The 26,302-nt window shown below is 58.9% G+C and carries 19 protein-coding genes and 1 pseudogene; 3 read left to right on the plus strand and 17 right to left on the minus strand.

Annotation, left to right across the window (positions count from 1 at the left end):
* The first annotated feature begins 462 nt into the window (after positions 1–462).
* Positions 463–1,959 carry a VWA domain-containing protein gene (locus NZU74_03875; GenBank protein ID MCS6880449.1) on the plus strand — a complete coding sequence of 499 codons (1,497 nt, stop codon included), beginning with the start codon at positions 463–465 and terminating at the stop codon, positions 1,957–1,959.
* Between the two features lie 238 nt (positions 1,960–2,197).
* Here the strand turns inward: NZU74_03875 and serA are convergent, their stop codons facing one another.
* The 5 genes from serA to NZU74_03900 form a co-directional block, all read right to left on the minus strand.
* Entirely contained in the window at positions 2,198–3,775 is a 1,578-nt protein-coding gene (serA, locus tag NZU74_03880) for a phosphoglycerate dehydrogenase (GenBank protein ID MCS6880450.1), read from the minus strand.
* A gap of 272 nt (positions 3,776–4,047) precedes the next feature.
* The gene (locus NZU74_03885; GenBank protein MCS6880451.1) at positions 4,048–4,617 is read right to left on the minus strand and encodes an SIS domain-containing protein; all 570 of its coding nucleotides are present in this window, start codon (positions 4,615–4,617) and stop codon (positions 4,048–4,050) included.
* A 147-nt stretch (positions 4,618–4,764) separates the two neighbouring features.
* A complete protein-coding gene (locus tag NZU74_03890) occupies positions 4,765–8,475 on the minus strand; it encodes a CHAT domain-containing protein (protein ID MCS6880452.1) in 3,711 nt (1,236 codons plus the stop codon).
* 523 nt (positions 8,476–8,998) lie between these two features.
* A complete protein-coding gene (locus tag NZU74_03895; protein MCS6880453.1) occupies positions 8,999–9,757 on the minus strand; it encodes a 3-hydroxybutyrate dehydrogenase in 759 nt (252 codons plus the stop codon).
* Positions 9,758–9,863: 106 nt separating this feature from the next.
* Positions 9,864–10,601: an RNA methyltransferase gene (locus NZU74_03900; GenBank protein ID MCS6880454.1), complete on the minus strand. Its 738-nt coding sequence runs from the start codon at positions 10,599–10,601 to the stop codon at positions 9,864–9,866.
* A gap of 169 nt (positions 10,602–10,770) precedes the next feature.
* Here NZU74_03900 and NZU74_03905 point away from each other — a divergent pair, with 169 nt between their 5' ends.
* Positions 10,771–11,364, plus strand: a complete 594-nt coding sequence (locus NZU74_03905) for a sigma-70 family RNA polymerase sigma factor (protein ID MCS6880455.1) — start codon at positions 10,771–10,773, stop codon at positions 11,362–11,364.
* Positions 11,365–11,367: 3 nt separating this feature from the next.
* Positions 11,368–12,099, plus strand: a complete 732-nt coding sequence (locus NZU74_03910; protein MCS6880456.1) for a DUF4179 domain-containing protein — start codon at positions 11,368–11,370, stop codon at positions 12,097–12,099.
* Between the two features lie 407 nt (positions 12,100–12,506).
* On the opposite strand, the gene NZU74_03915 is transcribed toward NZU74_03910, so the two are convergent.
* The 12 genes and pseudogenes from NZU74_03915 to NZU74_03970 all read right to left on the minus strand — a co-directional run bounded on the left by NZU74_03915 (position 12,507) and on the right by NZU74_03970 (position 26,104).
* Positions 12,507–12,704 carry a hypothetical protein gene (locus tag NZU74_03915; GenBank protein ID MCS6880457.1) on the minus strand — a complete coding sequence of 66 codons (198 nt, stop codon included), beginning with the start codon at positions 12,702–12,704 and terminating at the stop codon, positions 12,507–12,509.
* A gap of 343 nt (positions 12,705–13,047) precedes the next feature.
* A pseudogene (locus NZU74_03920) lies at positions 13,048–14,109 on the minus strand (endonuclease NucS).
* A gap of 85 nt (positions 14,110–14,194) precedes the next feature.
* Positions 14,195–14,533, minus strand: a complete 339-nt coding sequence (locus NZU74_03925; GenBank protein MCS6880458.1) for a DUF433 domain-containing protein — start codon at positions 14,531–14,533, stop codon at positions 14,195–14,197.
* A 379-nt stretch (positions 14,534–14,912) separates the two neighbouring features.
* Positions 14,913–16,211 (minus strand): type IV secretion system DNA-binding domain-containing protein, encoded by a 1,299-nt coding sequence (locus NZU74_03930; protein MCS6880459.1) that lies wholly within the window; start codon positions 16,209–16,211, stop codon positions 14,913–14,915.
* A 14-nt stretch (positions 16,212–16,225) separates the two neighbouring features.
* Positions 16,226–16,744 carry a hypothetical protein gene (locus NZU74_03935; protein ID MCS6880460.1) on the minus strand — a complete coding sequence of 173 codons (519 nt, stop codon included), beginning with the start codon at positions 16,742–16,744 and terminating at the stop codon, positions 16,226–16,228.
* A gap of 23 nt (positions 16,745–16,767) precedes the next feature.
* Positions 16,768–17,838 (minus strand): hypothetical protein, encoded by a 1,071-nt coding sequence (locus NZU74_03940; GenBank protein ID MCS6880461.1) that lies wholly within the window; start codon positions 17,836–17,838, stop codon positions 16,768–16,770.
* Between the two features lie 11 nt (positions 17,839–17,849).
* A complete protein-coding gene (locus NZU74_03945) occupies positions 17,850–18,170 on the minus strand; it encodes a hypothetical protein (GenBank protein MCS6880462.1) in 321 nt (106 codons plus the stop codon).
* Between the two features lie 49 nt (positions 18,171–18,219).
* Positions 18,220–19,041, minus strand: a complete 822-nt coding sequence (locus NZU74_03950; GenBank protein ID MCS6880463.1) for a hypothetical protein — start codon at positions 19,039–19,041, stop codon at positions 18,220–18,222.
* A gap of 4 nt (positions 19,042–19,045) precedes the next feature.
* Entirely contained in the window at positions 19,046–19,948 is a 903-nt protein-coding gene (locus NZU74_03955) for a hypothetical protein (protein ID MCS6880464.1), read from the minus strand.
* A gap of 662 nt (positions 19,949–20,610) precedes the next feature.
* Complete coding sequence (locus NZU74_03960; GenBank protein ID MCS6880465.1) at positions 20,611–22,371, minus strand: S8 family peptidase; 1,761 nt, start codon at positions 22,369–22,371, stop codon at positions 20,611–20,613.
* A gap of 191 nt (positions 22,372–22,562) precedes the next feature.
* Positions 22,563–22,982, minus strand: a complete 420-nt coding sequence (locus NZU74_03965; protein MCS6880466.1) for a hypothetical protein — start codon at positions 22,980–22,982, stop codon at positions 22,563–22,565.
* 2,573 nt (positions 22,983–25,555) lie between these two features.
* A complete protein-coding gene (locus NZU74_03970) occupies positions 25,556–26,104 on the minus strand; it encodes a PH domain-containing protein (GenBank protein ID MCS6880467.1) in 549 nt (182 codons plus the stop codon).
* Positions 26,105–26,302: the final 198 nt, after the last annotated feature.

Genomic DNA, 26,302 nt, shown 5'->3' on the forward strand with positions numbered 1-26,302 from the left:
TCTGCGGTAAATCTGAACAGTGCAAGTTTTCTTCCGGGCCTCGCCCTCCCGGACGCTCCCGACGGGCAGGGGCCTGTCGCCTTACGGCAATGAAAGATGTTATCATGCGAAATAACACCGGTAGAGGTGAGTGGTCTGTGAACGAAGTTTTTCGCTAACCCCGCCCCCTCCCCAACCCTCCCCCGCTGGGGGAGGGAGCCCGGCTCCTCCCCAACGGGGGAGGCCGGGTTCTCAGGTGTAGGGCTTTCCAGCCCATCTTCGCATCGCATGCGCCATCTGGGGCATTGGGACGCCCAACGCCCCCCTCTCCCGCTTGCAGGAAAGGGGGTAGGGGTGTAAGCGCACGGGAATGCCAAAAACCCCCCTTCTCGCTTGAACAACCCTACACCTGAGAGGGAAGGCCGGGAGAGTAGCGGAAAGGCCAGGAAACGTCGTTCACAGACCAGTGAGAGGAGGAGCCGCGTGTTCAACCGGTATTGGAGTATCCCCGTTGTACTGCTGATTACCGCGATCATTGCCGCCTGTGGCGGCGCGCCTGCCGCGAATGATCAGGCCAGTCTGCGAGCCACGTTGGAAGCCGAGGTGCGCGCCACCCTGGCCGCCCAGGCCCCACCCACTGAAGCGCCACCCGCCACGGCCACTCCGCTGCCCGCCACCGCTACCCCGGCGCCGGTCGAGCCGACCCGCCCGCCCTTCGCGCCCGCCGCCGATACGCCGTCGCCGTCCGGCGCGAGCGCGGCGGCGACGGCGGCGCCCGCCGAGGACGTTCCCATCGTGTTCCGTCCCCAGGAGCAGTCCGGCGCTGGCACGACCGTCAACATCGAACTGGTATTCGACTCCAGTGGCTCGATGGCCCAGCGCATCGGCAACGAAACCAAGATCCAGGCCGCCCGGCGGGCGATGGAACGGGTCATTGACTCGCTGCCCGACAACCCCAATCTGAACGTCGGCTTCCGCGTCTTCGGCCATGAAGGCGACAGCAGCGAGGCCCAGCGGGCGCGCTCCTGTCAGAGCACCGCCCTGCTGGTGCCGGTCCAGGGGGTCAACAAAGAGTTGCTGCGGCAGCAGCTCTCCGCCTGGGAACCGGCCGGCTGGACCCCGATCAGTCTGGCGTTGCAGCGGGCCGGCGAGGACCTGCGGGCGGGCGAAAACGTGCGCAACGTGATCATTATGGTGTCGGACGGCGAGGAGACCTGCGATGGCGATCCGTGCGCGGTGGCGGCGGCGCTGGCCGCCTCGGAGGCCGAGGTGCGGATTGACGTGGTGGGCTTCGGGCTGGAGCCAGGGGTGGCCGAGACGCTCCGCTGCATTACCGAGAACACCGGAGGGCGCTACATTGACGCGCAGAACGGCGACGCCCTGGCCCAGACGCTCCAGGAACTGATCGCCGCCTCGCTTAAGCGCAGCACCCTGCGTTTCATCGGCGTCGGCCCGGACGGCAAGCCGGAGCACGTCCACCTGTCGGGTTTCCGGGACGCGCAGGGCAACAGTATGTTCGGCGCCAGGAACCCCGAAACCGACAGGCAGATCGAAGCAACGTTCGAAGGGGAACAACTCATCGCCCTGCCCCCCGGCGAGTACCGTTTCACCGTCTCACGGGTTGACGGTCGGGACGATCAGGTCTCCACTCACTTTTTCACCGACTATACGGCCATCATCGAAGAAGGCCGTGAAACGGTGGCGGTTATAGGCTGGGGCGGGGTTACCTTCATCAATGATGGGTTGCCGGCCAATGTCGTCGAGGACCTGCGCGTCGAAAAGGCGGTCAAGGGCGAGTGGGAAACGAGCATATTCACCGGACCGCCGCCGGGCAGGATCAAATTCTACTTCCAGTTCGACTACCGGTACCACCTGGCGCCGGGGCGCTACCGGGTCTATGACGAGGAACGGCGGGCGGTGCTGGTGGATAATATCATCGTCGAACCGGGGAAGTCGGTGACAGTGCGCCTGCGACCGTAGCGATTGCGGATTTGGGATTTCGGATTTTGGATTGGGCGTGGCGCACCGGTTCCTCGCCGCAGGCAGGAGCCTGGGAAAATCCGGTTCCCCCCGCAACCCGGAGGGTTCCTGGGAGGGCAAAGCCCTCCCGGACCCTCCCGGATTATAGCGTTGCTCGCAACGATCGCCACCCAACGATGGTAACGCGAGCGCAGCGAGCCACATCGTTCGGTGACCAGCGGATCAACTATTCAGCGCTCTACAGATTCACGCTATACGCCTGTTCGATGCCCTCAAGGGCGCGAATCTGGGCCAGCACCTCGTCGGAGGCCGGCTCGTCGAGGGTCAGCACCATCATGGCGTGCTCGCGGGGGGCCAGGCGACCGACATACATGCCCGAGATGTTGACGTCGGCGGCGCCGAGGATGGTGCCAACGCGCCCGATCATGCCCGGGCGGTCGCGGTGGTAGGTGAAGAGCAGCGACCCCTGCGGGATGAAGTCCACGAAGTAGCCGTCGGCGCGGACAATGTGGGGTTCGCCGCGCAGCACCGTGCCCCAGAAGACGTGCTCGCCATCGGTGGCCTCGACCCGAACGACCAGCAGCCCGGCATAGCTCGCGGCGTCGGGGTCGGTGCGCTCGGTGACGCGCATGCCCCGTTCGCGGGCGATCAGCGGGGCATTGACCGGGGTCACCCGTTCGATGCTGACCGCCTCCAGCAGGCCCTGGAGCACGGCCAGGCGTACCGGCTGGGTATCTACGTCGGCCAGTTCGCCGCGAAACTCCAGATCATAGCTGCGCACCGGGCTGTGGATCAACTGGTTGATCAGCCGGCCCATCTGCCGGGCCAGTGACAGATAGGGTTGCAGCACGCTCCAGGCTTCGGGGGCGACGAAGGGGGCGTTGACGGCATACCGGGGCGTGGCGCCGCTGAGGGCCGTCACTACCCCCTCGGCCATCTCCGTGCCGGCGGAGGTCTGCGCTTCGGCAGTGCTGGCGCCGATGTGGGGTACGGTAATGATCTTCGGATGGTGGATGATCGGCGCGTCGGCGGGAGGCGGCTCCTGGCTGAAGACGTCCAGAGCTGCGCCGGCCAGGTGACCGGTGTCAATGGCGGCGAGGAGGGCCTGCTCGTCCACCACCCCGCCGCGGCTGGCGTTGATCAGATAGGCCCCGCGTTTCATCTGGGCGATGCGGGTGGCGTCAATCAGGTTCCTGGTGCTCTCCACCAGGGGCACGTGCAGCGAAACCACATCGCTGCGCTGGAGCAGTTCTTCCATGGTCACCAGTTCAACGCCGAGATGGGCCGCGCGGTCGAGCGACACCACCGGGTCGTAGGCCAGCACGTGCATAGCCATGGCCCGGGCTCGTACCGCCACCTCCGAGCCGATGCGCCCCAGGCCCACCAGGCCCAGGGTCTTGCCGCGCACCTCCCAGCCGACGAACTTGTTGCGTTCCCACTTGCCGCTCTGCAGGGAAGCGTGCGCCTGAGGGATGGAACGGGCCAGGGCGATCAGCAAGCCGATCGTCAACTCGGCCACGGCCACATTGTTGGAGGCCGGCGCATTGACCACGACGATGCCCCGGCGCGTGGCGGCGTCAACATCAATGTTATCTACCCCGGTGCCGGCGCGCCCGATAACGCGCAGGCGCGTGCCGGCATCAATCACCTCGGCGGTCACCTTCGTTGCCGAACGCACCACCAGCGCATCATAGCCGCCGACAATCTCCAGGAGCGCGGCTTTATCGAGATCCAGGCGCACGTCAACCTCGGCGGCCTGCCGCATGACCTCCAGACCCTCGGCGGCGATTTTTTCTGTGACGAGAATGCGATCCATGATCTCTCCTTGCATCTGTAGTGGAAGATGGGGAAACCGGGTTTCCCCATCCCCCGCCCGTTGCGGTGCTGGCGGGGAAACCGGGTTTCCCCGCCCCCCGGCCGTTGCGGTGCTGGCGGGGAAACCGGGTTTCCCCGCGCCCCTGCTGTGCTGATGGGGAAACCGGGTTTCCCCACACCCTCGGCCCGCAGGAAAAGAAAAGCCGGTAGCGCAACCCGCCGGGTTACGCGCGTACTGTCGCATGCATCCCATTCTACGCCGGGGCGATACACTCAAGAGGCGGCCAGGAGTCGGACCTCGACCGCCTCGCAGATGGCATGGAGGATGAGGCCGTGGACCTCCTGGATGCGCGCGCCGTTGGCGGAGGGCACGATGATGGAGTGATCGGCCAGCAGGGCGGCGGCGCCGCCGTCTTTGCCGAGGAGGGCCACGCCGATGACGCCCCGTTCTCGCGCGGCGCGGAGGGCGTGGAGGATGTTGGGCGAGTTCCCGGAGGTGCTGAAGACCACCAGCACGTCGCCGGGACGGGCCAGGGCGGTGAGCTGGCGGGCGAACACCGCCTCGTAGCCATAATCATTAGCGATGCAGGTCAGCGCGCTGGCGTCGGCGTTGAGGCACACCGCGGGCAGCGGACGCCGATCGGCGCGGTAGCGGCCCACCAGTTCCTCGGCCAGGTGCAGGGCATCGGCGGCGCTTCCGCCGTTGCCACAGGTGAACAGGGTGCGCCCGGCCAGCAGCGCCTCGGCCACATGCGCAACCACGGCGTCCACCCGGGCGGCCTGGAGCGCGAAGGCGCGCAGCACGGCGGCAAGCTCGTCGAGCTGGTCGCGGAATTGGGCCATGGTGTTGTCCGTTCTTTCGTTCGCGGCGGATTTCTGCCATTTGAGCGTTGTTCCTCACCCACCCCCGCCTCGCTGCGCTCGGCGCCCCCTCCCTCTCCACCGCAGGCGGAGAGGGAGGGGGCCAGGGGGAGGGTGAGGACACCAGCCTCACCTCAACCCGCGCGTGCCTTTCAGGCGCCTGGCGATCGTCGCCGCGGCCAGGTGCCACTGCTCGCGCAGTTCCAGCGGCCAGGAGGGAGCAAGAGCCTCCAGGTCGGCGAGGGTCGCCGCGTCGCCGATCCAGGCCAGGGCCTCCACCGCCTTGCGGCGCAGATACAGCGGACCGGTTGGCCCGTCATCAGGCCGCAGCGCCACGGCGAATGCGCCGATACACAACTCCGGCACTGGCCGCCAGGCAGCGATGTCCTGGATGATCTGCTTGACCGTAGGCCCATCGCGGCCATCGGGCAGTTCCAGCACTCGGTCGGGCGCGCCCGCACCGATCCACGCCAGGGATTGCATGGCTCTGGCCTTCACCGACTGGTTCGGGCTGGTGATGAGGATCCTCAGGAGCCAGTCAATCACATCGGGATCGGCGGCCCGCACTCGGCCCGCCAGATACGCCAGTTGCTGGGCGGCCCGGTCGGGAATGTCGGCATTGCCACGCACCAGCACTGCCAGCAGGGGGGCCACCCGGTCCGGCTCGAAGAGGGTCAGCGCGTCGGCGGCGGCCCACATGGTATCGGCCCAGTCATCGCTGATCGAGGTGTTCGCGTCATCGGACGGGCCGAGGATCACCCGCAACAGAAAGCGCGCGTCGAGGAGTTTGTTCTCGTTGTCGTCGCCGAGATCGGCCAGGGCGAAGATCGCCAGCGCCCGTTCGGGCGGCGAGGGCGACTCCAGGATGATCGCCCGCAGCTTCTCACGCCCGCCTGTCTCGCGTCCCCACAGATCCAGAATGTTCCGCAGCATGCCCTCATCACGGAGCTCCTGGAGCGATTTCGGCGGCGCCTGCGAGCCTGCCGGCCCCTTCAGCGAGACCTCGTTGCGGTAGCCGGCCGCAACGATGGGACCCTGCTGCGGTGCTCCGGCCAGCCACAGGGGCGCGAGGTTGCGCAGGGCGCGGGCGGCTGCGATGCGCACATTGGTGTACTCGTAGCGCGGGCCGCTGGCGGTCTGGCGCACTTTTTCGGTCAGGATGCGGCGCATTTCCGGGATCAGTTGCGGATCGCTCAGCCGCCCCAGGGCGGCGACAAGCTGCTCGCGCCGCTCAACGGCCGGCTCCCGTTCATTGCGCAGGCGGATGAGGCAGGCGTCGAGCACCTCGGCGCGCAGCCCGGGCGCCAGCCGCGCCTCCTGTTCGCGGGTGATCGCCTCGAGACAGCGCGCCGCGAGCAGGGCATGGGTGCCGCTCCCGGCGCGAATGGCCTCGGTAAGCCGTTCGAAGAGCGGCGTCGGATCGGCAAGCAGCCCCGCCAGGGCGTACATCACATCCTCCCACCACGCTAACCCTTCGGGACTGCTGCATAGCGTGACGATATCGGCGATGCGCTCCTCCAGGTCGCGGTGGCTTCTCAGAGCCTGCGCCGCCAGATACGCCTCCAGCATGGGATTGGCGAAACGGGTGGAGTGCTGTTCCACGCCGCTGAGCAGGCGCACCTCGCGCAGCAGCGCGTACAACTCCTCCAGACCGTAATCGCGCTCGCGGCGCACCTGCTGAAAGATGCGGAACACCTCCGCCAGCGAGAGACGCTCGCGGTGGTTCCACCGCGCGTACCAGGCCAGTTCGGCCAGGCTCTCGCGTGCCGCATCGCCGATGCGAAAGGTTAATGACAGGCTTTCCAGGGCCTGATCCAGGTACTCCTGCACGATCTGGTTCCGCGTGACGCGAACCTCCGGGTGGGCGGTCAGCCGCTCGTAGATCAGCGCCAGCAGGCTCGGCTCGTTTGCCAGACCGAGCAGCCGGTTGTCGCGCATACGCTGGAACACGCGCGCGGCGCTCTTCTGATCCCGCTGGCGACAGTAGCGCATTACCTGGCGCTCGGTCAGCAGTTGGAGGATCAGCACTCGCGCCGCGGGCAGCCACGCTCCGGGGTACAGGTCAATGTTCGAGGTCAGCACGAAGCCCTGGTCGGGCCGGCGCCGCGCCAGCGCCGCCAGTTCGCGCGCCAGATCGGCGCGGGCTCGATCAGAGAGGGCGTCGAGATTGTCGAGCAAGAAAATGTACCGCGCCTGGGGCGTAGACGCCGGGGCCGAACCGAGCAGACTGGCCAGCGCGTCGCCCAGATAGGGGGTCACGTTGCGGGCCTGCTCGATGATGTACCGCTCCAGCCGGCCCAGCCCGCGGGTCTGATCATAGCCATTCAGAGTGATGTAGATGCCCAGAGGCCGGTTCGGATCGCCAATGACGGCCTCGGCCAGTTCGAAGGCGAGCCGGCGGAGCAGCGTGGTCTGGCCCGAGTAAGGGGGGCCGATCACCGCGACGAGGTTGGTTTCGGCTTGTTCCGCTCCGCGCTGGCGACGCCGGTCGCGCAGACCCAGCCTCAGGGTCTGATCAAGCGCGTCGAGGGCGCTGAGGATGGTTGGCGCATCCTCGGGACGCCGGCGCGCCAGCGTCCAGTCCTGGCCGGGGGCGAAGCTGATTACGCCGCCTTCGATGAACTCGGCCCCGCTCCAGCGGGTGAAGCTCTCATCACGAAGCACCTGCGCGGCATACTCGAGTTGCGCGTTGGGGCTGAACAGGCGCCCCTCAGGGTTGCGCATGTAGAGCACCGGCGTGGTCCAGCCTACCTGGTCGGGCCGAAAGACGCGCTGGCGGGCCACGTTGACCGCCTCGTCAATCACCCCGTTCCGCAGCAGGTGCTCGCTGAGATGGAAGGTGAAGCTGCGCGCCAGGGCGATCTCAACCAGGCGCTGCATGGCCAGCACGGCTGTGATGCCGCTCTCAATAATCAGCCGCGCGGCCAGACTGTTGATCTGGCCGCTGACCGCGCTGTTGCAGGCCACCAGCACGACCATCGCGGGCCGGCGGGAGCGCGGAAGCTGGCGCAGGAGGGCAATGAGGGCCTCGCCGGGGAACAACTGGACGCGGCGATCGCCGACTCGTTCGAGCACGAGCCGCGTGCCGTCCTGGGGGTGGTGCAGGGCGTGGCCGTAGTAGAGCAGCACATCATAGCCCCGGACCGGCGGCGGCTCCAGGCCGGTGTGCTCGCCGCCGCTGCGCAGCGTGGACGGTAGCGCGCCCCGAATGAGGGCGTCACGGAGATCCTCCTCGGTAGCTCGCGGCAGCGTCTCGCAGCGAAACTGCCCGCTGGCCGTCGCGGCGCTAAAGCGGGTGTTGAAGTCGCGCTCCTCGGTCTCCCGGTCAATCGGGGCCAGGTTCCAGCGCTCCAGGTCCACCGGGGCGGAGACGACCATCAGCATGCGGATAGGGCGCTCGGCGATCGGGCGCCCCTCGTCAAAGGCCGGGCTTTTGATGTAGCGCGAAAAGGCGATGCGGGGATCAACGGCGATGGGGCGAGGGGCGACCGTGCCGCCGCTATCATCGAAGTACAACAACTCCCAGGGGATGGCGTGCACCTCGGGCGAATCAGGGTCGAGCGCCAGCCGCAGCCGCAGCGAGCGGCCGCGGGCCATGACGGCCGACCAGGCTTTCTGAAACTCCAGCGCCAGCCGGCCCGCGAAGAGCCGATTGAAGAGGTCGAGACCAAAGGCGGCCAGCCCCGGAGGCGAATTGTCGGCGGGTTGCAGCGTATCGGGCAGGGCCACCGGTCCGTCGGCGCCGACCCGCCGGCCGCCCTGGAGCTCCAGTTCCACCGTGTAGAGACCCACGGCCCCCGCGCGCTGCACGAGCACCAGCAGATCATCGTAATCGGTCATAGCATCGCGAACATCACGCCCGGAGGCGGGGATGGGTCTGTGCCGCGCGCCACCGGGGTGATAATCAGGTTTTTCTGGCAGGGCGCGGCCCTGTGCGGGTATGGCATGATGTATGGCGGAACGACTAAAGTCGTTATTACGTGGTTTCTTCTTGTGTGGAGGTGTCCTTTTATTCGTCTGTAAAGCAAGTTTCCTGGCGTTTTCGCCCCCCTCCCAACCTCCCCCCGCTGGGGGGAGGAGCCGGACCCCCTCCGCCAGCGGGGGAGGGGTTTAGCGAAAAACGTTGTTTACAGACTACTTATGATTGTCAAAAATTACATCCGGCATCGCCGAATGCTGCGGGCTAAACCCTTGCTGAATTCCTGAAAGCCCCGCAGGGGCTTCCAAGTCCTGAGCGAGTGCTTCAGCCCGCAGCGGGTGATGCCGTCGCAAGGACCAGGGCGGTACGCCGGATTCACGCGCTGTCTCTCCGGGACGCCATATACAGCAATCCAAAATCCAAAATCCCAAATCCAAAATAGCATCACGACGCGGTCCACCCCAGGGCGATCTCATAGACCGAGCCGGTCATGCCCGACGCGGCATCGGAGCAGAGGTAGAGCGCCAGTTCGGCCACTTCCTCCGGTTCGATCAGGCGCTTGATGGCGGTAGGTGCCAGCATCACCTTCTCGATGACCTCGTCCTCGCGAATGCCGCGGGTGCGGGCCTGGTCGGCGATCTGCTTTTCGACCAGGGGGGTGCGCACGTAGGCGGGGGCGATCAGGTTGACAGTGATGCCATACGGCCCGCCTTCGAGGGCCGCCGTGCGGGTGAGGCCCAGCAGACCATGCTTGGCCGAGATATAGGCGCTCTTGAACGGCGAGGCGAACAGGCTGTGGAGCGAACCGATGTTGATGATGCGGCCCCAGCCCCGCTCCTTCATCCCCGGCCAGACATAGCGCGTGAGCAAAAAGGGCGCTGTGAGCATCACCGCGAGCATATGTTCCCAGCGGTCCTCGGGAAACTCCTCGATGGGGGCGATATGCTGGTAGCCGGCGTTGTTGACCAGCACATCCACGCGCCCGAAGCGGGCCAGGGTCTCATCAACCGTCCGGCGACAATCCTCGCGCCGGGCGAGGTCGGCGCCGATGAACAGCCCGCCAATACTCTCGGCCACCTGCTGCCCCTCGCTGTTCGGCAGGTCAACCACGGCAACCTGATAGCCGGCCCCGGCCATCCTCCGGGCCACGGCGCGGCCAATCCCACTGGCAGCGCCGGTAACAATGGCAACTCGCTCGGTCATCGTTGACCCTCCTTGAGGTAAGGCGATGGCGGTTTCGACGCCCCTTATTGTAGCGCATGTTGCCTGAACAGCGGTATCACCCTGCAGCGCAAGCCGGAGGCTTGGGCTACGAACGGCCCTCTTGCTCCCCGTGCCGGCGGAGGGCATAGACGACCTCGCGCGCAAAGGCGGCCAGCAGGGCCGCCTCGCGGCTGTCGGGCTCGGCGCGGGTGATCAGGGCGCGCAGGCGCCGCAGCACCGCGGCCCCATCGCCGGATTTGATGAAGCCGACGGCCTCAACGGCGGCGGCGAGGGCCTCGAAGGCAGCGGTCAGTTCGACGGCGGTGGCGGGCGAGCGCGGCGGCGGCGGGGGCAACGGCCCTGCCGCCGCCATACGCACCTCGTAGAGGGTCAGCAGCACGGCCTGGGCCAGGTTCAGCGAGGGATAGGCGGGGTCGGCGGGGAGGGTGAGCACGGCGTGGCAGCGGTCGAAGGCGGCATTGTCGAGACCGTGATCCTCAGGGCCGAAGAGCAACGCCACCGGACCGGCGCTCGCCGCGCGGGCGACCAGTTCCGCGGCAAAGGCGCGCACATCGGCGCGCATCGGGCGTTCGGGGTGCGCCCGCTCGCTCGTGCCCACAACGAACCGCGCGTCGGCCAGGGCAGCGTCGAGATCGGCGTAGACCTCGATGCCGGCCACCAGGTCCTCGCTGCGGTGGGCGACCGCGGTGAGGTCCCCCGGGGCGAAGGGCGGCGGCTGCACCAGACGCAGGCGCCGGAAGCCCATGTTCTTCAATGCCCGCACCACCGCGCCGATGTTCCGCGGGTCCTGCGGGCGATGGAGCACGGTGATGAAATGGTCCATGGGGGTAGGTTCAGTCGTCTGGCGAGCTGGCAGTCGCGTTCAGCCGCGGTGCGGAGCGGTGTCAGATGGAAGCGCGTATTGGGCTGCTCTGGAACCAACCTTTTTATGCCTTCAAGTATATCATAAGTAGAGAGTACACTTTTGACAAGCCAATCCAGAAAAGAGAACCATGCAAGATTCCGAAGCAATCTCACGCTTGAAACAAGGCGATCTCAGCGGTTTAGAGTCTCTAGTGAAAAAATATCAGGTGAAAGCACTACGAACCGCCTATCTGATCGTCCAAGATTATGATCTAGCCGAGGATGTCGTTCAAGATGCTTTCTTGCGGGCATATGAGCGGATTAATCAATATGATGCGAAGCGTCCCTTCGGACCATGGTTTTTCCGCATTGTGATAAACATCGCTAAGCGCATTGCTACGCAGCGAGAACGGCATATCCATTTGGATGCTGTGAGTGCCAATGCAGAGACTGCTATTGATGAGCTGCTGGCCGACTTGAAATCTGATCCTGAAGTCATAGTGGAGCAACATGACATACACCGTACTGTTTGGGTGGCTTTAGGTAGACTTTCACCGATGCAACGGGCTGTAATTATTCAACGCTACTACCTGGATATGAGTGAGAAAGACATCGCTGCCCATTCTGGAGTTCCCCTTGGCACTCTCAAGTGGCGATTGCATACGGCTCGTGAACAATTACGTGCCTGGCTAAGTCACCTATGGCTTATCGGTGCGTGCAACCAACATAAAGAAGGAGATTGAACCATGAAGAAACAGGAACTGCGACAAATACTGCACGAGATTGCCATGCAGGCTGTGCCATCGAATCGCGACGTGTGGCCTATGCTTCGGGAACGTCTAACTGCTCAGCCACAGCCCATGCAACGGGCGCGGTTACTTCCTGCTACTCGATTAGCGTGGCTGGGCTTTGTCGTTACAATTCTGTTTGTCTTCAGCATAACCGTCTATGCTGCCGAACCCTGGCTCAATCGCCTGTTTGAAAAGGATGAGCGATTGCAACATATTGATTTAAATCTAAGGCGCTCGCTTAATCTGAGTCAAACGATTGAGAACGTCACTGTTACAGTAGAATGGGCTTACGCCGACGCCGACCGGGCACTAATCGGATATACTATTCGCTCTTCCGATGGGAAACGCTTTGATCCGTACCAGGAGACGTTAACGGAGAAGGGAGATGTCACGTTGCCGCGGCAAGGTGGTTACGGGATCACGGGCCAATCTGATATTTTACAAGTAAACCTGCCAGCAGGTGAAGGCGCTTATGTTGCGATTTTCAACAATATATCAGCATCTCGCACGCTCATTGTGCAGTTTAAGGTATATGCACAAGAACTCGCGTTGCCTTCAAATGCTGCGCCTACAGCGGATACCACAGAAACAGCGATAGTGCTAACGCCTGTACCTGTCGGGAGAATGATCGGGCCATTCACATTTGATTTCGATGTCCCTGTGGTTTTATCAAAGCAACTCCGTTAGTTGCGTCTAATGAACTGTCATAAGTCCTGGAGATTTCCAGCCCTTTTTGTTGCTGGGATTGTCAGCACCAGTAGGGCTGGCTTACGGCTAGCGTTTCACCTGCGCCGCGAAGCGTAGCGGAGCGGCGTCAGGTGGAAGCGCGTATTAGGCGGCCTGACCGCGTTCAACATCCTGGGATTGCTCGGGCGCTCATTCCTCGCTCTTACCTCGCTATTGGCGTCTCAGCCAATCTATATCTGCCTCCTGGGTGTTCTTGTGAGATATAAGCACCTGATGTTTCTCTATAATAAAGACGCCAGTCGCCTTCTATATGTTTTTCCAGCCATTTCTCGGCTCTCCGAACGCGCTTTGCTCTCAACTCAGCAAGGTTGGTCAGGTCTCGCAATACACCAACAGGATCCTGCATTTCACGTCACAATGTGCCAAATGAGCCAGCACTGGACGGCCTCGGCGTTCTTGCCTTGCCGGATCAGTTCCTGCACCCTGGCCAGGGCTGCATCGGGGACGTCGATCTTGAGTTGCTTAAGCGCCAGATCCAACTTCCGCTCCAATTGCCTGACCTTGTCTTCCAGTTGTTCCAGGCGTCCTCGGGCGAATTCATTCATGGTTGCCTCCTGGCGAGGATTTGCAAAACATACGCCGGGCCTATGACCCTCGATGTGATGGCGTTGGATATTTGCTCTGCCTGTCCAACGGTCGCGTTCAGCCGCGTTGCGGAGCGCAGCGGAGCAACGTCGGCTGGAAGCGCGGGTCGGGCCCGTTGCTGTTGCCGTCAATCATGGCTCGTGTTAAGGGGCGAATTGTCAGAAACCTCTACCTTTGCGCCTGGAGTTGGCAAAATCTCAAAGAGTCGATTTCCAGTGTCAATGAGTGCTTGTAAGTTATCACACTCGAAAACTTTATTCAGAATACCATGAGGCGTCCGGTGAAGCGCCTTGTTCGGCCTGCCTATTCTCTGAGCCCGTGTTCCCTGATGGTTGCAGCTGTCTTCTCACACCAGGCCAGCAGGTCAGAGATCTCTTCATCTGATAGTTGGCGGGTGATGGGACACTTGAGTTCACGTCCCGCCGGTCGGAAGAGACCGGTACGCTCGGCTTCACTCCAGAGAGACTTCACGATATCCTCCGGCACTGCTGCCTTGGCTGACATACCTCCCACGCGCCTGAGAGCCGTGTAGATGGACTGCCTGTATACAGACCCGGGCGGGTAGCCAAAGCAGACTGCCACGTGATGTCCGTTGACGTCCACGTTGAGCGAGAAGCCTTTTGTGCCCCAGTGGATTGGCATGGCCCGTTCTTGGGCGAAATCGAATATCTTCTTGAAAACCAGTTTGCCATGCTCGTCCAATGAGTGCATGAATTCCTCCGGTCCGACTACGGGCAACGAGCCGGATGCCACGCGATCGGGTTTGGTCGGCTCTTGACCGACCACGATCTCCTGCGTGAGTAGCTGCGTGCCGCTGGTGGATTGAAAGAAGGAGAATTCGACACATGTCACGCGCAAGCCCTTGGATCTCAGAAACGATGCCGTCTGGCGAATCTCACTGGTGACTTGTTGACCAACAATGACGATCCGCTGATCTTTGTTGAAGGCCACCGCCTCATCTGGGGCCAGTTCGAAATACTCCCGATGGTACTCGGCAAGGCTCAAGGACTCATCATTGAAGTATGACTGCAATATCCCCTCAAGTTCGTCTGTGTTGAACTGCGCCGCACAGGATGCATATTCCAGGGCCTGAGCAAGCGTGTCCCGCGGTGTCCGGTCTCTTTTCAACTCCACCACCACGACGTTCCCAGGCCGATCCAGAGCCAGAAGGTCAATGGTGGTCCCGAGGTGTGTACTGACCTGACGGCCGATGATGAGAAGTCTGCCGTCCTCGACAATCCCGTCGGGGTTCTCGGCGAGCCAATCTTCCAGGATGGCCTCCTGGTGCTGGGCGTGAAAGGGCCTCCGAACGTACTCCCGAAATTTGCCGTTCTGCCCTATCTCGAAAACTCGCATGATGTAAGTCTCACGTGCCGAACGGCAAGGACTTCTTCAGGTTGTGAAGCCCGGATTGGCAGACGTACCCGTCGGGACGCAGCGCGCTGCGTCCTTACGTACAGCCGCTGTTGAGAAATGGCGTAGGACCGCTATAGCAGTCCTCTTCCGTGAAATAGGTCTGTGCCAGGGCTTCAAAGTCGGCGCAGTTATGGGTGAATAACGTTTTCTGCCGGCCGACCGCGTAGGCCAGTAGGCTGTAGTAGCCAAGGGCATTAAGGACCTGGGCAAGGGTGAGGTGGGGTAAGCGGCCAGGAATGCTCTCAGGGGAAACCCCTTGCCTCCACAGTTCGACAATTGCGCGGATCGGCGTCCGCGTGCCAAAGATAATCGGCTCACCGCTTAAGATGCGAGCATCCGTATCGATATAGCGATGTGCGGTTAGCTCCGCCATCGCACCGTCCTCATTTGGCGATAGTAGTCAGTCGTATTCTTAACGGTTGTATTGTACTACAGTTCAAGAGACGGGATCAGAAGTGTCGCTCAACGTGTTGCGCTTCAGGTGCGCCGCGCCTCTAAATCGGTATCATTGTCAAGCCGAAATTCACTTTCAAAATGGCCGCGATCTCGGGCCGCGAAGCGGCATCAACTGCAAGCGCCGGTTGAGCCCAAAGCCATTGATTGACTGGCTAGAGGTTCACTCAGATCCACTTCATCGAGAATGCCATACGTATGACGGTTCGAGCGTCGCACTGCGCACCTTCTTGCGCCGCTTCGGTGGCGTTCATAAGGACTGCCTGGCCTGCTAGCTACAGATGAGCCGTCTGAATAACCTACTTATAAACCTTGAATTGGAATAAAAACGGTTCTTGCCCCGACAGCCCAACTATCGCCCGGCCGAGCGGCAAGCTGGTAATATCCCAGTCCTCGATTACATTGGCCTCACGCACCTGTTCTACCAGGCCACGCGACTGCACCTTGGACAAATAGCTCTCGCGTTTGCGATTCTTGCCGAACAGGCCTTGGATATATTCCCTTGTGGCTGTGTCGTTGACTCGAAAAGCAACTGTGGTCATAAAGCCGGAGAGGATACTGCGTGCCAGCGCCTCGCCGTAGGCATGGAAGACCTGCTCTACATTTTGCACACCAATAATAAACTTTGCCCCCAAACTGCGACCAAAGTTCACGCCATCATCAACATGCTGTAGATTTGGCACCAGACGAAATTCATCAATGATGAACCAGACATTCCCTTCGCTCTTCTCTCGACAGAGCGCCTCTTTGATGGCCAGATCAAGCAGAAGCCGGTAGATGGGAGTCAGCATATTCCCAATACCAAGATCATATTCAACAAAGATTGCTCGACCGCCCTTCTGACGGATGGCGTCGCGCACAGAAAGTTTTCCTGGTTTGCGGAAATTTCCGATAAAGATCTCACGCACCGTTTGCTGGAGTTCCGAGATCACACCTTGAGTTTGTGGCGAGCGATCATCTGCAATGTAGCTAACGATCGCCTTCAGATCATCATGTGACTGAAGCATTGCGCGAAGATCAGCGGAAGGTGATTGATCAAGAAAGCCGCGCAGGAGCGCATTATTCATGCCTTCGCGGTTGTTGGACCGTGCGAAGTGAAGCAGGATGGCGGTAAACAAATCGCGAGCGGCATTCGGGAAAAAGGGCTGGTTTGATCGTTGCGTTTTCTCGAAGAACAGCGTACGCGCAATTTCGATGATATTAGCTTCAACTGCCTCGCCCTGACCAACCTCGTGAAAGATGTTCCAATAGTCAGGTCCGGTCGGCCCTGTTGCCTTGGTGTCATTGCTAATAACTATATCCCCCTGACGGTAGAACTCCTGGTGGAAGTCTCCCTTGGTGTCGAAGATAAGCATGACATCTTGGTCAGTCATGCCCCGGCGCAATTGGGCGATGAGTTGAAAGATTCCATTAGTCTTCCCCGTGCCGATGCCACCCAGGAAGAGCAAGTGCCGGCTGAGCTGGTTATCGTATAAAGGCACAGTCACATCCTGGCCTGCCGCGTCAACACCGAGCAAGCAGCAGCGGGCGCCAGCGCCACGGAGAACGGGTGGCGCCCGCCTGAGTTCGTGACCTTCAAAGACCTCGATATTTTTCATAGTATTATGGTAAGTTACCAGCCTATCCCAGGGGAAAGGTCGTACTCCTCACCTTGATCCGGAGCAGTTTCAGCAGCGTTTGCTTGCCGCGCTCCCGAGTCAAGCTGGGCCGACTGTTGACCGGCCGATATATCGGTTCCTTTCATCTTGCGTAGTTCTTCTCTCAGCTCGGCAAGCTTCTGTTCATCCTGTTGCTCGATTTGCCGGATCTGCTCATCGGTCAACACGACCGGCTCTGCCGGCTGCTGATTGGCAGTTTCAGCAGGAGCATCCCTTGGGCCGGCGATATTCCCCTGAACTTGACCTTGGCCTGTAGTTTGCCCGGAGTCCGCTGTGGCCTGCACCCCTCCCTGTGTGATGAACGGCGTCTGCGTTGCCGAGGTACCGGGGACTCGTATATCCCGTTCCGGATTCGGGCACACGCGATGCTCGTTTTCCAAGCTGGCTTCGCGATACAGTTGAGTCTCTACCCTATCCTTATGGCTTAGCTTTTTGCCAGCTTCCGGGGGCACAAAACCTCTTTGTTCAGCCATCCCTGTCCTCCTTTGCAGCTCGCTCAGTGGCCATACCCGTAGCCGTAGTCTTGATCCTTACCCTGCTCCTTCGCTGCTGTTGCGGGGGCCTCGCTTGCGGCTTCCTGAGCACCCTCGGCTTTTGGTGTTGCATCTTGCGATGTTGGCGAAGTTGCGGGGGCCTCGCTTGCGGCTTCCTGAGCACCCTCTTCAGATTGCTGGCTAGAAATACCACTCGTCTCCTTACCGGCAGTCTTGCTAAACTCTGCTGTTTGCCCCCCTATTTCACTCGCCATCTTATATTCAGCGCTATCATTCATTGCATCTGCGGTCAAAGTCGTGCCTTGTTCCACGAAACTTCCTGTTTGAAGCGCTTCTTGGGATTGCCCCTCCTGCTGTCTGTACCTCTGCATGCCGTTATAGTGATTAATCATAACTTCGCGAGCCCGCTCGCGATAGTTCTCTGCGCCGGGTGGTTCGGCTACGTAGCGCTTCCCCAATTCAATATCGTTTGCCATTTCGGCTTCCATCTGATTGCGATGATGCTCGTAGGCGAAGGACTTATCTTGGAACTGATTGGCAAATAACTCTTCAGTGCGCTGTCGCGCTACATCATTTGCATCCGCTTCCATAGGTTGCCAGCGATAGAAGGGATAGTCAAACTGCTTAACCGTAAGATATCCACCAGACAGGCTCATCCGCCAATCTCGTACCCGCTGTGCATCTTCAATCGTGTCAGGGCTTGTCGCCACATGAAATTGATATGCGTGTCGAGACTCGTGGAAAAGAGTCTCCGTTGCCATGTAGGGCGTATTTGGGTCAACTGATGTTCCATCGACATAGCTGAAACGATGGGGCTGCGCAGGATCGATGAGGGCATCATTGATATAAATGGTATTGTTTTCGTGAATGTAGAGTCCGTATGTTCTCTCCCGATCTTTTGGTGACAATCCCTCACATCGGCTCAGTACATCTACCCTGCACGCCTCTCGTCCTTCCTGCAACGCCAAAGCACGCTGCATTGTTTGGAGCGCATCCAGCCGCTGAGAAGCAGATAAATTTCGCCAATTTTCTAGGCGCAACTGCTGCACAATGGGGACCGTCATTACCGTCATTACTGCCCCTTTCAACGAAGAGGAAATGGTCTGCGCAGCATAGCAACGAGTCGCTCACGCTCTGCAGGAGCCAATTCAGGATCGAGCAACTGATTGAGGTATTTAACAGCTACGAGGAAATTGCAACTTTGGACTTGCATAATCTCGCGAATTGATAGACCGTTTACGGAGAAGTCAGGGATCGTCCGGTCTTCAAGCCAACTTTCAACAACTTTTCCCAATTCCTCGTGAATTGGGGGGTAGTTTTGAAGAAAGCACTCTGCACTCACGGGATGGTAATTCAATTCCGTGACAAGGACCTCTTTAGCCCTTACTTTGTCAATAGTTAGCATACTGGTTTCACCTCCGCACGAGCGAATCCCTTATTACATCTTCGGCACCTCAAGCTTGCCATTTCTGAACCCCGATGTCACCGAGTTGCTGAATATCCATAACCATTGCGCCGAGGTCGCGAATTACCTGATCGGCGTCGGCAGCCGGCTTTGCTTCAAGGGTTTCGAGGGCTGTAGTATCCCGGAAGGACAGTAAGTTGAGCGTATCGCCCGGAATAAAGATTCCTGCATCTTTCATCGTCTTTGAGCCAATCAGCAGGCTGAAGGTGCGCTGGGTACCGCTAAACACGCTGAGGATGACAAAGGCGAGAATGGTCAACAGCGCAAGCCAGTTCGATAGGTAGCCAAGCATGATCAGGCCTAGATAGAACAGGGGTCTTGCGTATGGCAGGTACTTCTTCACGTCGCGAGCAACCTTGAGTCTACCTTGAGCCAGATTGTCGAGCGAGTCCAAAACCTTTCCACGAAGCTCAGCGCTTATGCTGTCATTACTGAGCAGCCATAGGATGCCGAAAGGCAACATGAGCACGATGGCCGTGGCATGGTGCACCAGGAATGATGGCAACCAACCGAAGACGACATTCGTCACCACAAGCCCGATCAGCGAGAAGAGAACGATGCGTGGCAAGCTAATTGATTGACCGTAATAAACGCTCAGGCTCGCAACGTCGTCAATCGGCAGTTCGCTAATCATCAGACTCTTTCCGGTCAGCGACGCTCCGCTGCTGTGGAAAACAATCCGCTTGTTAGTCACCGTCAAGTAACCCTTTGTCGGCGTACTGAACCAGCGCTTCAACTGTGTACACTCATAAGTGCGTACGACGTGCTCGCCGGAATCACTCAACTTAAAAATCAGGCTCTCGGGCTGCATAAATTCACACCCCCTCTGCTGGTTGCGGGAGCGTCGAAGTGATAGATGCTTTGGGCAGCACTTGCCACTTGCGAATTCCGATATCGCCTAGGGTCTGAATATCGGTGATCATTGCTCCCAGTTCTTTGATCATTGCCTCAGCGTCTGGCGCCGGTTCGGCACTGAGGGCACGGAGGGCGGCTGTGTTGTAGAGGCCGAAGCCGGAAATACCGGAGATCGCAATTGGGGTGTTGGACCCGCCTTTGGATCCTATCGCAAGCGACATAGTCTCACGCCGTGCATACAAGAAGAAACACACAAAAGAGTAAATAGCTGCAATGAGCACCAATATAAAGCCCAATTGATCGCCATTTTCCCCTCCGCTAATTGCCCTGCCAATTGAGCCGCCAATGAAGTTCAGGCCAACTATCATCGTACCGGTAGACGCCAAGACTGAGCGCCAGATTTTTTTGCGCGGGATGAAGAACGAGCCTCCAAGAGCTATCAGTGCTAGAATCCAGAAGACGATTGGTAGCGCACCCAAACTCTGGCCCACACCTGAGAGATTTCCGAAGTCTTGAGAGCGAGACCACATGAACAAGACAATTGGGCTAACTATAAAGGTGATAAGTATACCTAGAACAAACGAAAGAAATATTGCTGCGAATAAATGCTTCAGGCTAAAATACGTGCCCTTGTAACAATTTATACCTGAAATATCAGCTATTGGCACCTCACTCTGTAATACGCTTTTTCCAGTATATGAATTGCCGAACGCATAAAATACAGCGCGTTTGTTCGTAATAGTAAGGTAGCCTTCGGCTTTTAGCTGTAGTAATCTCGATGATAGAGTCGTACAGTGGTATGTCCGAACCGTTGCTTCCTGTTCGGCTGGAGTAAGATAGACTCCCAGAAGCTCGAAAGTCATAGTTCCTCCATTACTAATGATATGTTGCAGCCTTCTGACTTCGTGATTTAAATTAAGGTGGCAGTTGACAGCAAGATGAATGTAAAGCCGTACATTACAAGGATTGAAAGAACACCGAAATCTTAACAAGATTCTACTGCCAATTATTAGAAAACCTTGTACCCAAGGAGTCGGCAGAGCATAAGGAGACCGGGCAGGTAGTATTTTCCTCTTTCTTGGTATCGTATTCGTTGTTCATCTTTTCGAACATCTACTAGTGGAGTGTCCGAAGTGATAGACGGATCAGGAGAGATGTAGGTTGCGCCCAGTTCGAAAGAGGCGATCTTGACACCTGCACCGGTCTTAATGCGCCACATTAGCACGGAGGTAAGCTCTCGTATCGTTGTTCTAAAGGACAGAAGGATGCTGACAACAAGCATAAATCAGAGCAGGGATGGTAGTGTGGGAATCATGCTCTGGATGATGTCTATAGGCATGCTCTTCCTTCATTGAGCGTAAGTTTGACACTGGCTAACGGCGAGTATAAGCCGCCGCGCCGACCAATGCAATACCTGCCCACCACCAGATTAACTGCAACAGCAAAAACGCCACTGTTTTCGAGCGCAGAGGAGCGTGGTCAGATTCATGCCAGCTTAGGCCGTGTTTTGCTCTGACAGAGCTGATTACTCGCGCTCATTTAGTTCGCGCCAGGCATCACGAACATCCCATCCTATAAACCCTCTTACCCGAAGCGTTTCCTGTACCTCTGCTAAATCAGAGCGTAGTTGAGAGCTCCCTCGATCTGCCAGTCCGGTAATAACGCTTTCCAGCACTTCGGCTTGCTCGAAGGTCAAAATCGCTTGCTGATCGGGAATAAAGTCCGGATAGGTCAGGGCTTGGAACAATGGCAACCATTGCTTCAATGCCAGGCGGGTCTGTGTCCGGAACTGTTCATCAAACGCTAAGATCAAAGCTGTTTCAAGGCGGTGGCGCTGGTAAAGCGTGATCCAGTGTTGCCCAATTGAGCTCTGTGCTAGCACTTCATCCCTGAAAGCTCGCAGAAGGCGTAGGTCATTGGACCCGGCGAGTTCTCCAGACAATACAATCTCGGCGCCACAATCTGGCGGACAGTTTGGCTCGCTACTACAGTTGTCTTGTGGCGCAGAAACTTGGCCCACAAATGAGAAGCGAAGTGCACGATAGGCATTTAGCCGTCCAAACGTTGTACGCATCTTTGACGCAAGTGGCAGATAGACCTTGTGTGACAAACCCGCAGGCTGCAACCCCTCTGAGCTAGCTGTTGGGGGAATGTCTTCGAACAAAGTTGTCGTGCCAGGAAAATCATCGGCTGACTGATACAGGATCCACCAAACCTGAACGTTAGTTAGAGTAGGCCGCGCCGACCATACCAATCCAGCTACACCAGATACATGCGGCACTGCTGCTGATGTCCCGCTGGCCGAGCGATACCCTCCGCCGCGGTCGAGGCTATACACGTCTTTGCCGGGCGCCGTGATGTTCAGTGCTTGGCTCCGGTTAGAAAAGTCAGCTTCTTGGTCGCGGTGGTCACTGGCTCCAACGGACATAACTCGCGGAGAAGCCGCCGGATAACTCAGGCGCGTCTTATCGGAGTTGTTACCTGAGGCAGCAATCAGCAAACTCCCACGCTCAAAGGCATAATTGATAGCGCGGGCTACTGTTTGCGAGCACCCGCAGTTGGAAGAATAGCCCAGGCTCATACTAATAATTCTTGCACCTGCCTGCCCTGCATACTGAATGCCTTGAGCCACGCTTTGGGCAGTACCTGAGCCGCTAGAGTTGAGCACCTTCACCGGAAGAATCTGACAGCCTCGGCAGACGCCTGCAATGCCACGGGCGTTGTTGGTGTTTGCTGCAGCAATACCCGCACAGTACGTACCGTGACCATGATCGTCCATCGCGTCGTCGTCGTTATTGATGAAATCTTTGTCAATGTCGGTACGCACTCGCCCACCAGTCAATTCGGGGTGATTATAATCTACCCCTGTGTCCACAATGGCAATCAATACGGCAGGCTTGCCTTTTTCGATGTCCCATGCCTCTGGAGCGTCTATGTCAGCGTCAGGTGTGCCACCAGTCTGCCCAGTGTTGTGCGATCCCCATTGCTTGCTAAAATCTGTGTCATTGGGAAAGTCGGCTATACCATAGATTAGATTGGGTTCAGCGTAAGCTATGGCCGGATCCCTCTGGTATTCGCTAATCATGGCAAAGATATCCGTTCCAGCGGGAACGGTCAACTTGAACACGCCCGCCAATCCATATTGTGTGGCAATGGGATCGGCCAAGTCAACTTGCGTGAACACAGGGGAGATTTGTTGAACAGCGTGCCTCTGGTTTAGACGGTCGAGGGAAGCGATACCCATCTGACCCGGCGTTATCTTCTGACCGGTCAGATTCTGTATCACCTCCGGCCTCAACCCAATGAGAATCTCGTTGGGAACAAACGCTACCTCTCGTGCGAAGCTTGGAGCTATGCTTGTTCTGCTGTCAGAACCGATACCAGTGGTGAGTGAAAGCAGAGACAGTCCAGCAATACACATAATTATTAGTTGACGACGCATCGTAAAACCCTCCCTAACTGTGCAGGACGATTCCGCTATTTGATTTCATAGGGCTGGTTAAGTTCCGCATAGTCAATGTGCGGATCAGATCGGTAATCCTGGATCATCTCTGCTAGATCAGTTTTCCCCGGAATGACTAACTTGTAGATGCCAGCCAATCCATAACGGGCAGCGGCTTCGTCATCTGGCGATACGTCAGGGAACACGCGTATCATTTGATGTACGTCCCATTTGCGGTTGAGAGAGTCTAGTGAAGGAATGCCTGTGTCAAATGGATCTGGTTCCTCAGGGCGCCTTAAGAGCGGAATTGCCTCAAGCTTAAGCGCAATCAGAATCTCGCTGCTTGTAGTTTGCGAGGTCGTACAAGACGGTAAAATACTGAACGCAAGCACAATGATAAGGATGGCCAAAGACGAAGCTAACGAGTAGATCGCCTTGGCATCTCTAGATCTCATTTCTTGTGCTCCTTTTCGAGTGTTGTGACTCCAGCGGTGATGTGTGCAACTCTTCACACTGTCTAACATGAAGCAGACCGACTACGTCCACCTATCCCCGTCTGTCCCGTGTTAAGCGGAAACATGTCCGTCTAACATGGCTCCACGCACTGTTCGACCGCGACGTGTCCGCCTGATTGCCGCTTGCGCCCGGTTAGACGGATAGGCGTCCGCCTGCTATGGCTCCCTATAGTTTTCGACGGCTATGTGTCCGTCTGTTCTCGCCTGTGTCAGAGATACCATGCTATCCCGCCGTAACCCCGACTTTACCTGTCGTTGCTCGCAGAGGGCCAGCACAGGCTCGATGCCTGCACGCCGCCTGCGCGGCGCTTACAGGGTGAGAAGAAGGGTCTTCAGGGCGGGCACGCTCTCCCTGCCATAGCTCTGGTTGAGAGGCGCGTGGAGCGCCATTGCCGACGCCCCGGGTTTACTGCTCGCGTGGGCGGTGGCGGTCACTAAGGCACGGCAACGGCTCGGTATCGCTTGCTGTTATCGTTGTTGCCAAGTATACAAGAACTATCGTTGATTTGAGAAGTCTTTTTGTTAACAATTTTGTTAGCAAGAGATTGTTCGTAGCTGAGTTGCTGTAGCAGGGAACGCGAAGATCCGCCGGCTCCCTGCGCTCCTAGTTTCACCCACGGCGGATATGCTTCATAGTCAGACCCGGACGAATCCGCCACCGCGGCAAAAAACGGAGCGCGGAGGGCAGTGCACTCCGCGCCTTCCATGCGTATAATTGCGCATGCGTTTGCGATATCAATTCTACTCGGTCAACTATCCGGCCTTCATCCAGCCTGGCTGTAGTCTTGTTCTCCTACGATGATATTCTTATGAAGATTAAGAATTAATCCGGTATAGCCCGCGCAGGCGGGCTGCGCAGCTATAGCTCGCGGCTTTAGCCGCCGGGCTGTCGGGCGAATACCGGTTTATATCCTGAATCATTATTTGAGAAGACTTCCAGTCTGCTGTTGGTGACCTGACAGGTAAGCGCCTGGACTACGCGGCGTGCACAGGGAGGGCCTGTGCGCCGACCTGTCAGGTCTTTACGTCATCTTGGCTGTCGCCTGGCAACATATTGCGCAGCAGGCTAACACGGCGCCACGCGGTGTTCGACCGCCATACGTCCGCCTATGCTCGCCTGTGCCGGATTAGACCGATATCTGTCCGCCTGGCGGCTGCTCAGGCGCGCCGAGCCGCAGAGCAGCGACAGCGCGGCCAGCTACGCCTTGCTTATGCGCAAGCCAGAGTTGGACGGGCGCCGCCGGGCGACGCGCAATGCATTGACCGACAACCTGCGCGGGTGCGCTTCCCGGCAACCCTGTAAATGCGCCCATTGCCGTCCGGGCGCACTACATGTCTTTGGCGATCTTTTCAATGGCAGCCATCGCTTCCGTCAAACTCACCCCTTTGTCGCGGTGGTAGCACTGGACGGCCTCGGCGTTCTTGCCTCGCTCATCCCCAGCTAGCGTGCAGGTAGTAGTAGAATAGGAGCGTGATCGACTTCCCAATTACCGAACTGATGGACGACGCGGCGTGCCTGGTGTGACTGGAGCGGCACCTCCACCCGAGCGGCTTCGGTTGCCCGCACTGCGGGAGTAGTAATCGGCGGCTGTTTCGGGCGCCCCAGGCCTTTCCCGCGTATCGCTGCCGCGACTGCGACGGCTGCTACACCATCCTGACCGATACGGCGTTTGAGAAAACTCGACAACGCCCAGCGACGATTATTCTGCTGCTCCGAGGGGTGGCACAAGGCGAAACGAGCGAGCGGTTAAGCCGTGAACTCGGCATCTCTTACAACCAGGTGCTGACCTTGCGCCACTGGCTGCAAGATAACGCCAACGAAACGGCGCCGATGAACCAGATGCAGGGCGCACACTTCGAGTCTGATGAGGTCTATCAGAACGCGCGGGAAAAAAGGCGACGCTCATCTCGACCCGCTCGACCCGCCGCGACGGCGTGGGAACGCCTAACCGGGGCACGGAACGTTTGAGAATGACCGCCCACCCGTCTTCCAGATCATCAGTCGAGAGACTGGGGAGGTGCGGGTCGTCGTCTGCGGTACGGCGAACAAGGCGACCTGCCAAGGTTTGTTGCTCCAACTCCTACCGCCTGGGAGTGTGCTCGACAGCGACGAGCTGAGCGGCTACCTGGGCTGGCCGGAGCCCTTCACGGTCTGTCACTCGGCCAGGGAATGGGCTCGAAACGCCGACGGTGACGGGAAGCGAGAGGTTCACTGCAACACCTGCGAGGGCGCGCACGCAGCCCTCCGCACCTTCCTCCGCCGCTTCCAGGGCGTCAATAAAGCCTATCTCGCCTGTTACCTCGCCGTCTACGAGGCCGTCCGCAACGCTACGCGTATTACTCCCAACATCATCCGTCGCCTCTGCTTTGGAACCCGCTTGCACGCTAGCTGGGGATGAGCAGGCTATCCTTCATTTGCCTTTGCTCCTGGGCTTCGCCGCCCAACGGCGCCCAGCTTAGCCACCGTGCGGAGCGAGCGAAACGAGCGGAGCACGGTCGGCTGGAAGCGCAAGTTAGCCGCCGCTTCTCAGAGAAGCTGCTTGTTGCTCAGATTGAGCATGGGATTGCATATAACGCTCGATTATATGGGTTACCCTCTTCCGCACTTCAACAGGTTCAACAATCACTCCAAAACTTTCTCTGGTACCTCCCGTTCCAGTAACCGTGACCGTTCCAAAGTTCAATAGTCTGCCAAGCAAATTCTGATTCACCGAGATACTTTCCACTTTAGGCAACAATATCTCAAGCGTATGTCTGCGGATAAAGCCCCTTTTTGCAATCACACGCCTGTTCGTGACAGCAAATTCCGTTGTGAGAATGATAACCAGCGCCTGAATCCCTAGAAGGATCGAATACAGGAAAAACCCTACAGTGGTTAGCAACAAAATTCCTGCAAGCAGTCCCGATGCTACATCGCCCTGACTACCCGTACTGAGAGCGTAGGCAAAGAAACCAATGCTCGCTATGAAGGAAAAGACTGAGGGCAGAAATACCGCAGGATGAACACGAGCAGTAAAGAGAATCTTCTCGTTCGGCATTAGATTGTCTTGGATGTAGCCCATTGTTAGTGCTCCCTGTTCATTGCGCACTCATGCTTGTCACAAGAGAGAGAAGGCGGCTAACGGCCAGCGTCAGCGGCTGGCCGAGGCCGCAGGCCAGTCCGCTGCACGCCGGGGTTGGGCGGCGGCAACATGCACGACTCCGAACACTCAGTCATGGAGCAATACGTGGATGCCAGTGCTCCAAAAGCAGCGCGGCCC

This window comes from Chloroflexaceae bacterium (assembly GCA_025057155.1).
Taxonomy (GTDB): Bacteria; Chloroflexota; Chloroflexia; order Chloroflexales; family Chloroflexaceae; genus JACAEO01.

What these genes read in the sequence shown, in the direction of transcription:
- serA (MCS6880450.1), bottom strand. Translation starts at nt 3,775, where the DNA reads ATGGATCGCATTCTCGTCACAGAAAAAATCGCCGCCGAGGGTCTGGAG.
- NZU74_03885 (MCS6880451.1), bottom strand. Translation starts at nt 4,617, where the DNA reads ATGGCCCAATTCCGCGACCAGCTCGACGAGCTTGCCGCCGTGCTGCGC.
- NZU74_03890 (MCS6880452.1), bottom strand. Translation starts at nt 8,475, where the DNA reads ATGACCGATTACGATGATCTGCTGGTGCTCGTGCAGCGCGCGGGGGCC.
- NZU74_03895 (MCS6880453.1), bottom strand. Translation starts at nt 9,757, where the DNA reads ATGACCGAGCGAGTTGCCATTGTTACCGGCGCTGCCAGTGGGATTGGC.
- NZU74_03900 (MCS6880454.1), bottom strand. Translation starts at nt 10,601, where the DNA reads ATGGACCATTTCATCACCGTGCTCCATCGCCCGCAGGACCCGCGGAAC.
- NZU74_03905 (MCS6880455.1), top strand. Translation starts at nt 10,771, where the DNA reads ATGCAAGATTCCGAAGCAATCTCACGCTTGAAACAAGGCGATCTCAGC.
- NZU74_03910 (MCS6880456.1), top strand. Translation starts at nt 11,368, where the DNA reads ATGAAGAAACAGGAACTGCGACAAATACTGCACGAGATTGCCATGCAG.
- NZU74_03915 (MCS6880457.1), bottom strand. Translation starts at nt 12,704, where the DNA reads ATGAATGAATTCGCCCGAGGACGCCTGGAACAACTGGAAGACAAGGTC.
- NZU74_03925 (MCS6880458.1), bottom strand. Translation starts at nt 14,533, where the DNA reads ATGGCGGAGCTAACCGCACATCGCTATATCGATACGGATGCTCGCATC.
- NZU74_03930 (MCS6880459.1), bottom strand. Translation starts at nt 16,211, where the DNA reads ATGAAAAATATCGAGGTCTTTGAAGGTCACGAACTCAGGCGGGCGCCA.
- NZU74_03935 (MCS6880460.1), bottom strand. Translation starts at nt 16,744, where the DNA reads ATGGCTGAACAAAGAGGTTTTGTGCCCCCGGAAGCTGGCAAAAAGCTA.
- NZU74_03940 (MCS6880461.1), bottom strand. Translation starts at nt 17,838, where the DNA reads ATGACGGTAATGACGGTCCCCATTGTGCAGCAGTTGCGCCTAGAAAAT.
- NZU74_03945 (MCS6880462.1), bottom strand. Translation starts at nt 18,170, where the DNA reads ATGCTAACTATTGACAAAGTAAGGGCTAAAGAGGTCCTTGTCACGGAA.
- NZU74_03950 (MCS6880463.1), bottom strand. Translation starts at nt 19,041, where the DNA reads ATGCAGCCCGAGAGCCTGATTTTTAAGTTGAGTGATTCCGGCGAGCAC.
- NZU74_03955 (MCS6880464.1), bottom strand. Translation starts at nt 19,948, where the DNA reads ATGACTTTCGAGCTTCTGGGAGTCTATCTTACTCCAGCCGAACAGGAA.
- NZU74_03965 (MCS6880466.1), bottom strand. Translation starts at nt 22,982, where the DNA reads ATGAGATCTAGAGATGCCAAGGCGATCTACTCGTTAGCTTCGTCTTTG.
- NZU74_03970 (MCS6880467.1), bottom strand. Translation starts at nt 26,104, where the DNA reads ATGGGCTACATCCAAGACAATCTAATGCCGAACGAGAAGATTCTCTTT.